The sequence below is a fragment of the Pseudomonas sp. Z5-35 genome, from assembly GCF_051131945.1.
Classification (GTDB): Bacteria; Pseudomonadota; Gammaproteobacteria; order Pseudomonadales; family Pseudomonadaceae; genus Aquipseudomonas; species Aquipseudomonas marvdashtae.
Genome location: NZ_CP071640.1, coordinates 5,356,399 through 5,369,996 on the forward strand (window position 1 = coordinate 5,356,399; position 13,598 = coordinate 5,369,996).

Genomic DNA, 13,598 nt, shown 5'->3' on the forward strand with positions numbered 1-13,598 from the left:
CATTTGCAGGCGTCAAAAACTTTTCCCAATCGTAAATATGAACGTCCAGACCGCTTGGCCCTGAAGGCTATCGGGTCCATGGAAGTCTACTGAATGTGGCACCCGGAGAGTCTTCAATGAGCAGTGTTATTGCCGTTGTCAAAAGCATTGTTGGTCAGGTTTTCGCCGTATCCCCCGAGGGTATTCGGCGCGTACTCATTGAAGGCGATCGCCTGAACGTTGGCGATCAGTTGGACACCGGGCTTGCTGGCGCCGTCACATTGGAGCTGGCCGATGGCCGCACCCTGGACCTGGGCCGCGATACCCAGTGGAGCGCCAGCGCCCCGGACTCTTCCACTGACCTTGAACAGGCCGCCGCCCAAGCCGCGCCGTCTGTAGAAGAATTGCAACAAGCCATCGCCGCAGGCGTCGACCCGACGACGGCGCTGGAAGCCACCGCCGCTGGCCCAACCGCTGCCGGAACGGGCGGTGCCGCTGGTGGTGGCCACAGCTTCGTCGTGCTGGATGCCACGGCCGGCAGCGTCGATCCGACGATCGGCTTTCCGACCGAAGGTCTCGCTGCGGCTGCCGCCACCGATGACAACATCCTGGGCGGCGATACCACGGCCGACACGACCGCCAACGCCGTGCTCAATGCAACGATGACCCTGAGCGCCACACCGACCCTGACCGAGGCCGGCGGCGTGCTGGTCTACACCGCGACCGTCACCCAGGCGCCGTTAACCAACCTGACCGTGACCTTGTCCAACGGTGCCGTCATCGTGATCCCGGCCGGGCAACTGACCGGCAGCGTCAACGTGCCGCTCGCACCGAACGACACCGTCTACAACGACCCAAGCCAGATCAGCGTCACCGTCACCGGCACCACTGGCGGCAGCGGCATCGCCGTGACCGTGCCGACTACACCAGCCGTGACCCAGATCACCGACACCGTCGACAGCACGACCGTCACCTTGAGCGCGGCCAATACCATTACCGAAGGCGGGCAAATCACTTACACCGCGACGCTGACCAATCCAGCTCAAACTCCAGTGACTGTGACGTTGAGCAACGGCTCGATCATCACCATCGCGGCTGGCCAGACCACCGGCACCGTGGCTGTCGATACCCCGGCCAACGACGTCTACAACAATGGCAGCACTGTCAGCACCACGATTACTGGCGCAACTGGCGGCAATTTCGAAAATTTGGTGCCGAGCACCACGCCTGCGGTCACCACGATTACTGATTCGGCGGATAACACTGACCTGACCCTGACGGCCAGCGACACCATTACCGAAGGCGGTCAGATCACCTACACCGCCACGCTGACCAATCCGGCCCAGACGCCGGTGACGGTTACTCTGAGCAACGGCTCGGTCATCACCATCGCCGCCGGCCAGACCACCGGCACCGTCGCTGTCGATACCCCGGCCAACGACGTCTACAACAATGGCAGCACCGTTAGCACCACGATTACTGGCGCAACTGGCGGCAATTTCGAAAATTTGGTGCCGAGCACCACGCCTGCGGTCACCACGATTACTGATTCGGCGGATAACACTGACCTGACCCTGACGGCCAGCGACACCATTACCGAAGGCGGTCAGATCACTTACACCGCCACGCTAACCAACGCTGCTGGCTCGCCTGTCACCGTCACCCTGAGCAACGGCGCAGTCATCAACATCGCGGCTGGCCAGACCACCGGCACCGTGGCTGTCGATACCCCGGCCAACGACGTCTACAACAATGGCAGCACCGTCAGTACCACCATCACTGGCGCAACCGGCGGCAACTTTGAAAACCTGGTGCCGAGCACCACGCCTGCGGTCACCACGATTACTGATTCGGCGGATAACACTGGCCTGACCCTGAGCGCCAGCGACACCATTACCGAAGGCGGGCAAATCACCTATACCGCGACCCTGACCAATCCAGCTCAAACTCCAGTGACTGTGACGTTGAGCAACGGCTCGGTCATCACCATCGCCGCCGGCCAGACCACCGGCACCGTGGCTGTCGATACCCCGGCTAACGATGTCTACAACAATGGCAGCACCGTTAGCACCACGATTACTGGCGCAACTGGCGGCAATTTCGAGAATTTGGTGCCGAGCACTACGCCTGCGGTCACCACGATTACTGATTCGGCGGATAACACTGGCCTGACCCTGAGCGCCAGCGACACCATTACCGAAGGCGGTCAGATCACCTACACCGCGACGCTGACCAATCCAGCTCAAACTCCAGTGACTGTGACCTTGAGCAACGGCTCGGTCATCACCATCGCCGCCGGCCAGACCACCGGCACCGTCGCTGCCGATACCTCGGCCAACGACGTCTACAACAATGGCAGCACCGTCAGCACCACCATCACCGGCGCAACCGGCGGCAGTTTCGAGAACCTGGTGCCGAGCACTACGCCTGCGGTCACCACGATTACTGATTCGGCGGATAACACTGGCCTGACCCTGAGCGCCAGCGACACCATTACCGAAGGCGGGCAAATCACCTACACCGCGACGCTGACCAATCCAGCTCAGACGCCAGTGACTGTGACGTTGAGCAACGGCTCGGTCATCACCATCGCGGCTGGCCAGACCACCGGCACCGTGGCTGTCGATACCCCGGCCAACGACGTCTACAACAATGGCAGCACCGTTAGCACCACGATTACTGGCGCAACTGGCGGCAATTTCGAGAATTTGGTGCCGAGCACCACGCCTGCGGTCACCACGATTACTGATTCGGCGGATAACACTGACCTGACCCTGACGGCCAGCGACACCATTACCGAAGGCGGTCAGATCACTTACACCGCGACGCTGACCAACGCTGCTGGCGCTCCTGTCACCGTCACCCTGAGCAACGGCGCAGTCATCAACATCGCTGCAGGCGCTACCACTGGCACCGTGGCTGTCGATACCCCGGCTAACGACGTCTACAACAATGGCAGCACTGTCAGCACCACGATTACCGGCGCAACCGGCGGCAACTTTGAAAACCTGGTGCCGAGCACCACGCCTGCGGTCACCACGATTACTGATTCGGCGGATAACACTGGCCTGACCCTGAGCGCCAGCGACACCATCACCGAAGGCGGTCAGATCACCTATACCGCGACCCTGACCAATCCAGCTCAGACTCCAGTGACGGTTACCCTGAGCAACGGCTCGGTCATCACCATCGCCGCCGGCCAGACCACCGGCACCGTGGCTGTCGATACCCCGGCTAACGACGTCTACAACAATGGCAGCACCGTTAGCACCACGATTACTGGCGCAACTGGCGGCAATTTCGAAAATTTGGTGCCGAGCACCACGCCTGCGGTCACCACGATTACTGATTCGGCGGATAACACTGACCTGACCCTGACGGCCAGCGACACCATTACCGAAGGCGGTCAGATCACTTACACCGCCACGCTGACCAATCCGGCTCAGACTCCAGTGACTGTGACCTTGAGCAACGGCTCGATCATCACCATCGCGGCTGGCCAGACCACCGGCACCGTCGCTGTCGATACCCCGGCCAACGACGTCTACAACAATGGCAGCACCGTCAGTACCACGATTACCGGCGCAACTGGCGGCAATTTCGAGAATTTGGTGCCGAGCACTACGCCTGCGGTCACCACGATTACTGATTCGGCGGATAACACTGGCCTGACCCTGAGCGCCAGCGACACCATCACCGAAGGCGGGCAAATCACTTACACCGCGACGCTGACCAACGCTGCTGGCTCGCCTGTCACCGTCACCCTGAGCAACGGCGCAGTCATCAATATCGCTGCAGGCGCTACCACTGGCACCGTGGCTGTCGATATCCCGGTCAACGACGTCTACAACAATGGCAGCACCGTCAGTACCACCATCACCGGCGCAACCGGCGGCAATTTCGAGAACCTGGTGCCGAGCACTACGCCTGCGGTCACCACGATTACTGATTCGGCGGATAACACTGGCCTGACCCTGACGGCCAGCGATACCATCACCGAAGGCGGCCAGATCACCTATACCGCGACCCTGACCAATCCAGCTCAGACTCCAGTGACTGTGACCTTGAGCAACGGCTCGGTCATCACCATCGCGGCTGGCCAGACCACCGGCACCGTGGCTGTCGATACCCCGGCCAACGACGTCTACAACAATGGCAGCACCGTTAGCACCACGATTACTGGCGCAACTGGCGGCAATTTCGAAAATTTGGTGCCGAGCACCACGCCTGCCGTTACCACCATTACGGACTCAACTGACACGACCGAACTCACTCTCTCGGCAACTGACACAGTTACCGAAGGTGGTTCGATTGTTTATACCGCGACGTTGACCAATGCCGCTGGCTCGCCGATAACTGTGACCCTGAGCAACGGCTCGGTCATCACCATCGCGGCTGGCCAGACCACCGGCACCGTGGCTGTCGATACCCCGGTCAACGACGTCTACAACAATGGCAGCACTGTCAGCACCACGATTACCGGCGCAACCGGCGGCAACTTCGAAAACCTGGTGCCGAGCACTACGCCTGCCGTTACCACCATTACGGACTCAACTGACACGACCGAACTCACCCTCTCGGCAACTGACACAGTTACCGAAGGTGGTTCGATTGTTTATACCGCGACGTTGACCAATGCCGCTGGCTCGCCGATAACTGTGACCCTGAGCAACGGCTCGGTCATCACCATCGCGGCTGGCCAGACCACCGGCACCGTGGCTGTCGATACCCCGGTCAACGACGTCTACAACAATGGCAGCACTGTCAGCACCACGATTACCGGCGCAACCGGCGGCAACTTCGAAAACCTGGTGCCGAGCACTACGCCTGCCGTTACCACCATTACGGACTCAACTGACACGACCGAACTCACCCTCTCGGCAACTGACACAGTTACCGAAGGTGGTTCGATTGTTTATACCGCGACGTTGACCAATGCCGCTGGGGCGCCGGTAACTGTGACCCTGAGCAACGGTGCGGTGATCAACATCGCCGCCGGCGCCACCACTGGCACCGTCACCGTCGATGCACCGAAAGACGATGTCTACAAAGACGCCGGCAAAGTCGAAGTCAGCATCGACAAAGCTACCGGCGGCAACTTCGAAAACCTGGTGCCAAACACTGCGCCAGCCGTTACTGACGTGACCGACACGCTCGACACCAGCACCGTTTCGCTCTCCGCGACTTCGACGGTTGGTGAAGGCGGCACCGTGGTTTACACCGCGTCCGTAAACGCCCCGGTAACCGGCGCTCCGCTGATCGTCACTCTGTCGAATGGTCAAAGCATCACCATTCCGGTTGGTTCCAGCTCCGGCTCGGTGAATTTCACCGCGCCTAACGATGCGTTGGCTGGTGGCAGCAACCTGAGCGTCAAAATCGACGACGCGAAAGGCGGCAACTACGAAAACCTGGAAATCGACGACAAGCCTGCGGACACCGAAGTCACCGATACCCAAGAAACTACCGGACTCACGCTGTCCGCGACCGACACGGTTACCGAAGGCGGTTCGATCGTTTACACCGCGACCCTGACCAACGCTGCCGGTTCACCGGTGACCATCACCCTGAGCAACGGTGCGGTCATCAACATCGCCGCCGGCGCCACCACTGGCACCGTCACCGTCGATGCACCGAAAGACGATGTCTACAAAGACGCCGGAAAGGTCGAAGTCAGCATCGACAAAGCCACTGGTGGCAACTTCGAAAACCTGGTGCCAAGTACTGCACCTGCCGTTACTGACGTCACCGACACGCTCGACACCAGCACCGTTTCGCTCTCCGCGACTTCGACTGTTGGTGAAGGTGGTGTTGTGGTTTACACCGCTTCGGTGAACGCTCCAGTCACCGGCGCTCCGCTCGTAGTGACCTTGAGCAACGGCCAGTCCATCACCATCCCAGTCGGCGCAAGCTCCGGCTCGGTGAATTTCACCGCACCAAACGATGCCCTCGCTGGCGGCAGCAACCTCAGCGTCAAGATCGACGACGCGAAAGGCGGCAACTACGAAAACCTGGAAATCGACGACAAGCCTGCGGACACCGAAGTCACCGATACCCAAGAAACTACCGGACTCACGCTGTCCGCGACCGACACGGTTACCGAAGGCGGTTCGATCGTTTACACCGCGACCCTGACCAACGCTGCCGGTTCACCGGTGACCATCACCCTGAGCAACGGTGCGGTCATCAACATCGCCGCCGGCGCCACCACTGGCACCGTCACCGTCGATGCACCGAAAGACGATGTCTACAAAGACGCCGGAAAGGTCGAAGTCAGCATCGACAAAGCTACCGGCGGCAACTTCGAAAACCTGGTGCCAAGCACTGCGCCAGCCGTCACCGATGTGACCGACACGCTCGACACCAGCACCGTTTCGCTCTCCGCGACTTCGACTGTTGGTGAAGGTGGTGTTGTGGTTTACACCGCATCCGTAAACGCCCCGGTAACCGGCGCTCCGCTGATCGTCACTCTGTCGAATGGTCAAAGCATCACCATTCCGGTTGGTTCCAGCTCCGGCTCGGTGAATTTCACCGCGCCAAACGATGCGTTGGCGGGCGGCAGCAACCTCAGCGTCAAGATCGACGACGCGAAAGGCGGCAACTACGAAAACCTGGAAATCGACGACAAGCCTGCGGACACCGAAGTCACCGATACCCAAGAAACTACCGGACTCACGCTGTCCGCGACCGACACGGTTACCGAAGGCGGTTCGATCGTTTACACCGCGACCCTGACCAACGCTGCCGGTTCACCGGTGACCATCACCCTGAGCAACGGCGCGGTGATCAACATCGCCGCCGGCGCCACCACTGGCACCGTCACCGTCGATGCACCGAAAGACGATGTCTACAAAGACGCCGGAAAGGTCGAAGTCAGCATCGACAAAGCCACTGGTGGCAACTTCGAAAGCCTCGTGCCAAGTACTGCACCTGCCGTTACTGAGATCACCGACACGCTCGATACCAGTACCGTTTCACTCTCCGCGACTTCGACGGTTGGCGAAGGCGGCACCGTCGTCTACACCGCTTCGGTGAACGCTCCAGTCACCGGCGCTCCGCTCGTAGTGACCTTGAGCAACGGCCAGTCCATCACCATCCCAGTCGGCGCAAGCTCCGGCTCGGTGAATTTCACCGCACCAAACGATGCCCTCGCTGGTGGCAGCAACCTCAGCGTCAAGATCGACGACGCGAAAGGCGGCAACTACGAAAACCTGGACATCAACGGCAAGCCGGCCGACACCGCTGTCACCGATGTGCAAGACAGCACCGGCCTGAGCCTGAGCGCCACCGGCTCGGTCGCCGAAGGCGGCCAGATTACCTATACCGCGACCCTGACCAACGCCGCCGGTTCGCCTGTCACCATCACTTTGAGCAACGGCGCGGTGATCAACATCGCCGCCGGCGCCAAGACTGGCACCGTCACCGTCGACGCGCCGAAAGATGACGTCTACAAAGACGCCGGCAATGTCGAGGCAACGATCAAGACGGCAACGGGCGGCAACTTCGAGCAACTGGTGCCGAGCACCACGCCAGCGGTGACCACCGTTACCGACACGCCAGACAACACTACGGTCAGCATCAGCGGCAGCACATCGGTCACCGAAGGCCAGGCCGCTACGTACATCGTCAGCCTGACGAACCCGGCACAAACCGAGGTGACGCTCAAGATCGTCTACAGCGGCACCGCCGCCGATGGCACGGACTTCACCGGTGTGTACACCGTGAAAGTTCCTGCCAACGCCACCAGCGCGACCTTCAACGTGGCAACGCTGGATGACAAGATCACCGAAGGCACGGAAAACTTCGTGGTCAAGATTGACTCGGCTACCGGTGGCAACTTCGAGCACTTGGCGGTCAGCGGCACCAACGGCAGCGTCAGCACCTCGATCATCGACAACGATGCGCCGCCGGTACTCGACCTGGACGCCAACAACTCCAGCGGCAAGACCGGCGCCGATTATCAAGTGACGTTCACTGAAGGCACCACCGGCCCGGGCGTATCGATTGCCGACACCGACCTGAAAATCACCGACCCGGACAGCACCATGCTGACCGGCGCCACCATCGTGCTGACCAACCGTCAGCCTGGCGATCATCTGAACCTGGGCAATAGCGTCAACGGCATCAGCATCAACGCCAACAGCACCGACGGCAAAGTCGTCCTGACGCTGACAGGCAATGCAACGCTGGCCGACTACATGCAGCAGATCAAGAACATCAGCTTCATCAACAACAGCGAAGATCCGAGCACCGTACCGCGCGTCATCACCGTGACAGTGACCGACGGCGCAAGCTACTCCAACACCGCCACCACCACCGTGAACGTGGTCGGGGTCAACGACGCACCCGTAGCCACCGGTGGCGCGGTGACCGGTACCGAAGACACTTCACTGGTCCTCGGCTGGTCGACGTTCGGCATCAGCGACGTGGACAGCGCCGCCACCAGCCAGGGCGTGAAAATCACCGGGCTGCCGGGTGACGGCAAATTGCAGTACCTGGACGGCGCAACCTGGAAGGATGTGGCCAACAACCAGACCTTCAGCAAGGCGGACATCGACGCTGGCAAGCTGCGCTTCACCCCCGATGCCAACGAATCCGGTGCCAACGGCAACCCGGCCGGCGTGGGTAATCAAAAGGCCGACTACGCGCAAATCAGCTTCCAGCCAACCGACGGCCAGACGCTAGGCAATACCGGCACTGTGAAGATCGACATCACCCCGGTCGCCGACGCACCGAGCCTCAACGTGGCCGGCAACAACGTGACCTCCACCGGTTTGATCAAGGAAGTCTGGACCGGCCTGTCCGGCCTGGGCACCGACGGCAGCGGCGCGCCGTCCGGCACGCTCAAGTCGGTGATCGATGCCGCCGGCACGCCGAACACCAGCACCAATGTGAGCAACGTTCAGAACGACAGCAACGTCAACGCAGGCACCGCGTCGAAAACCTCGGGCCTGATTTTCCTGGAGGCCGGCAAGACCTACACCTTCAGCGGCACGGGCGATGACAGTCTGCTGGTCACCATCGGTGGCAAGACCGCCGCGGCAACCACCTGGGGGGCGGGCGGTCAGTTGAACGGCTCGTTCACGCCGACCACCAGCGGCTACTACACCCTGGACATCTACCACCACAACCAGACCGGCCCTGGCAGCTACGACGTGAACCTGTCGGTCAACGGCAGCACGCCCGTAGACCTCAGCAGTGCCGGCGTACCGCTCTATACCGGCGTGACCGACCTGGTGAATGCCGGCGTGTCGGTGTCCGACCTGCACGGCAGCAATGGCGAAGGCTACTACGACGGCTACAAGCTCAACGAAGGCGGCGAAGGCGGCAGTGTGAACCTGTCGAAAATCACCACCGCCCTGACCGACACCGACGGCTCCGAAAGCCTGAGTGTGAAAATCGGCGGCATGCCGGCAGGCAGCGTGCTCAGCGACGGCGCAGGCCACACCGCGACCGTGGGCGCCAACGGCGAAGCCTCGGTCTCTGGCTGGAACCTGGGCAGCCTCAACCTGACGCCACCGACCTACTTCAACGGCCAGATCAACCTGACCGTGACGTCGACCTCCACCGAAGCCCTCGGCGGATCGGCCGTGACCACCGCGCAAATCCCGGTGACGGTGCATCCGGCGACCTACAACGCCACCACCGCCACTTCCGGCAGCGACAACGTCACCGGTACCGACGGCAACGACATCATCGTCGCCGACATCGGCGGGCTGACCGTGGTGCCGGGCGTCAACTACAACATCGCCTTCATGGTCGACAGCTCCGGCAGCATGAGCGAATCGTCCCTGACCGCGGCCAAGAACTCGCTGACGTCGGTATTCAATACACTCAAGCAGAGCATGGGCAGCAACTCGGGCACGGTGAATATCTTCCTGGCGGACTTCGACAAGCAGGTGAATAAGACCGTTTCGGTGAATCTCAAGGACCCAAATGCACTGGCGTTACTCAAGAGCGTTCTGGACTCGATGGTGTCCGGCGGCGGCACCAACTATGAGGACGTATTCAAGACCACCGCCAACTGGTTCAAGAGCAGCGAGGCCTTGAGCAACTCCGGTGCGAAAAACCTGACCTACTTCATCACCGACGGCCAACCGACTTACTACCAGAGCGGTGAAGCCACAAACCCGAATATCTACAACGGCGTAACGCTCGACAGCTTGATCACTACCAGCAATTACAAGTTGGGCCAGACCTTCAGCGCCACGCTGGACAGTACCCACCGCGTACAGGTCGACGGGGCCGGCAACGTGACCCTGCAGACCTGGAAAAAATCCTGGGGTGGCTACTGGAGCGACGAAGACCTGGGCACGCTGCACGCCCAGGGCGACGGCACCTACGAGCTGTCGTACCGCGACGGTACCGGCAATAGCACCGACGCGGCTACCACTAGCAACTCCGCGAGCGCCTTCGCGTTGCTGAGTTCGGTGTCGGGTGTGGAAGCTATAGGCCTGAACAAAGACGTGACCCTGTCCGACCTCAAGCCCTACGACTCGGACGGCAAACCGCAGACCAACATCGACCCCAAGGACCTGGCCAACTCGATCATCGGCCACACCGAAGCGACGATGCCAGGTGCCGACACCGTTAACGGTGCCGACGGCAACGACATCCTGTTCGGCGACCTGGTGAGCTTCAACGGCATTGCCGGCGAGGGCTACCAAGCCATCCAGTCGTTCGTGGCCCAGCAAAGCGGTGTGGACGTCAGCAAGGTCACCACCAGCAACGTGCACCAGTACATCACCGAGCACTACACCGCGTTCGATGTGTCCGGCGCACATGACGGCAACGACACCCTGCTGGGCGGCGCCGGTAACGACATCATTTTCGGCCAGGGCGGCAACGACCTGCTGGACGGCGGTAAGGGCAATGACATCCTCTTGGGTGGCACGGGTAACGACACTCTGATCGGCGGCAAGGGCAACGACACCCTGTTCGGTGGCCTGGGCGGCGATACCTTCGTCTGGAAGTCCGGTGACACCGGCACCGACGTGATCAAGGATTTCAAGGCCAGCGACGGTGATCGGATCGACCTGCGTGACCTGTTGCAGGGCGAGACCGGCAGCACCATCGACCACTTCCTGAAAATCAGCACGGTCGATGGCGTGTCTTCCCTGCAAGTCAGCACCACCGGCCAGTTCAACGCGGCCAACGGTGCGGCAGCGACGCCAGACGTGACGATCAAGCTGGAAGGCAACAACTGGTCGAACATCAACCTGAACTCACTCATCGCCGGCAGTGATCCAACCATCAAGATCGATCACAACAACAGCTGAACCTGACAGAGTCCCATGCGAGAGAGCCAACTCCCTCGCACGGGATAGGTGTTCATAATCCCCCCAGTTGGCCTATGCTGCCCAGCATGACGCCGCTTCATACATGAGGGATGCCCGATGTTTTATGTGCAACGCGATGCACAAGGCCTGTTGGTGCGCGTCGAAGCCACCGGTTATGCCGAGGCCACCGAGACCTTGCCGGCCGACAACCACGAGATTCAGGACTGGTTCGCCAACCAGGCCGTAGAAAACAGCCTCAAGCAACTCAAGCAAAGCGACCTGGAAATGATCCGGGTACTCGATGACTTGATCCAGGTCCTGACCGCCAAAGGCGTCATCCGCGTCACCGACCTGCCAGCAGCGGCCCAGGCCAAGCTGATGGACCGCAACCAGGCGCGGGAAGCGCTCGGTGGGTTGAGCCGGTTGATCGATGATGATGAGAAAGGGTTGATCTAGCCTGTCTCCCAGGCTGACACCCGCCTGAGCAGTACACAAAACCCTGTGGCGAGGGAGCTTGCTCCCGCTGGCCTGCGAAGCAGGCCCCTGCATTTCTCCAGGTGGACCACATTGCCCGGTTCTGCGACTGCTGCGCAGCCGAGCGGGAGCAAGCTCCCTCGCCACAGGTTCTGGGTCAGCCCGACGCTTGAACCTCCAGCCGATCCATCGCCCGCTCCACCAACAGGTGCACCCCGTCGGCCATTCGACTGATCGCCAGGATCACGCTGCGGCGTGAGCCGTCGACGTCATCCGCCAGGTCGGCCGCGATGGCGCTGATGGACAACAAGTCTTCGGAGGCATTGGCCAGGAGGGTTTCGGTGTCGATGTCTGGAGAGACCATGAAAAGCTGGGCGGTTTGGGGTTTCCCCGAGGCTTTATCGGTTGGTTTGGGATTGAGGTAGTAGTCGAGGGCGCGTTCGGCGGCTTCGTCGAGTTTTTTGGACTTCGCTGATTTGCTAGAGGTTTTGCCAGGGTTTCCTGGCGGATTGGAGTTACTTTGAACATGGTTTTGGCTTCCTATTCAATCAAGGCCGCCCTGGCTCGCTTGCACGCGATATAAAAGGGTGGCAGCTATGTGAGGGTGTGCAAGACCGAGTAGAAAACGCCAAAAAACCTCGGCAGACCCGAAGGTCTCCCCACACACAGCCGCCATAAAACATAGACACGAATGCTCATTAAATGGCTGGTGGCATTATTTGGCGCTCTTTTACCCGGACTTGCACGTCCGTGTCACCGTTTTTTCAGTGACAAACCCAGACTAGCCACGAGGCAGGCGCCGGACAAGTTCACCAAGTTCGCCACAACTCGAAGGAAATCTCCTAGGACGTGACTTTTAGAAGGGTTGTATATCCGTTTCTGCGGTAACGGCTGCTTAGGGTTCCGCCCTGACGGCGGGTCACTTTCAAAAGCGCGAAAGTAACCAAAGCGCTCATGCCCCACCACTTGGCACCTCGCCTAGGCTCGGTGTGCCCTCACTCCGGCATTGCTCCGTGGGCCGCCGCGAAGGGCCATCCATGGCCCAGCGCGGCTACCTCGGCATCCATGCCGAGGTGCCCACTGCGCAATGCCTGCGTTCGGCCATCGTGGTTAACGGGGCGCCGAGATCAACGTCCACCACGAGGCGGCCTGAGAGCCGACCTGATTCTTGGAGGGACCGCGTTTTCCCTGTGGGAGCGGGCTTGCTCGCGAAGAGTCCGGCAAACCCAGCATCCATTTGACTGCCCCACCGCCACCGCCGTCGCGAGCAAGCTCGCTTCCACAGTGTTTCCCGTTGATCAATCTGTGGCGTGATGGCTGGGAAGCTTTTGTGGCGAGGGAGCTTGCTCCCGCTTGAGTGCGCAGCGCTCATCGCTTTTTTGGGGCCGCTGCGCGACCCAGCGGCAGCAAGCTCCCTCGCCACAGGACCGTGCCGTTCCCAAAAACCTTGTAGGTATCCAACATCACCGCAAACTGCCCCTTCGCTTTCGCGAGCAGGCTCGCACAATGGGATCGGGGTACGGCCGGAGAGACGGGTCGACTGTAAGGGCGCCTTCGCGAGCAAGCCCGCTCCCACAGGGAAAACGCGCTCCCTCCAAGAACTAGGTCGGCTATCAGGCCGCCTCGCTTTTGCTTTTGATCCGGGAGCCCCGTTAACCACGATGGCCGAACGCAGGCATTGCGCAGTGGGCATCCCGGCATGGATGCCGGGATAGCCGCGCTGGGCCATGGATGGCCCTTCGCGGCGGGCCCACGGAGCAATGCCGGAGTGAGGGCATGCCGAGCCCTAGCGAGGCACCGAGTGGTGGGGCAAGCCTTTTTTGCTTACTTTTTTTGGCGTCTGAAAAAAAGTGAGTCGCCGTCAGGGCG

Annotated in this window: 3 protein-coding genes; 2 read left to right on the forward strand and 1 reads right to left on the reverse strand. The window is 60.9% G+C overall.

What is annotated here, in order from left to right; all coding sequences use genetic code 11:
• The first annotated feature begins 116 nt into the window (after positions 1-116).
• Both J3P95_RS24410 and J3P95_RS24415 read left to right on the forward strand, forming a co-directional pair.
• Entirely contained in the window at positions 117-11,255 is an 11,139-nt protein-coding gene (locus J3P95_RS24410) for a retention module-containing protein (protein WP_434579419.1), read from the forward strand.
• Positions 11,256-11,372: 117 nt separating this feature from the next.
• Complete coding sequence (locus tag J3P95_RS24415; protein ID WP_434559414.1) at positions 11,373-11,711, forward strand: tryptophan synthase subunit beta; 339 nt, start codon at positions 11,373-11,375, stop codon at positions 11,709-11,711.
• 175 nt (positions 11,712-11,886) lie between these two features.
• Here the strand turns inward: J3P95_RS24415 and J3P95_RS24420 are convergent, their stop codons facing one another.
• The gene (locus J3P95_RS24420) at positions 11,887-12,273 is read right to left on the reverse strand and encodes a DUF6124 family protein (RefSeq protein WP_434563953.1); all 387 of its coding nucleotides are present in this window, start codon (positions 12,271-12,273) and stop codon (positions 11,887-11,889) included.
• Between the last annotated feature and the right edge of the window lie 1,325 nt (positions 12,274-13,598).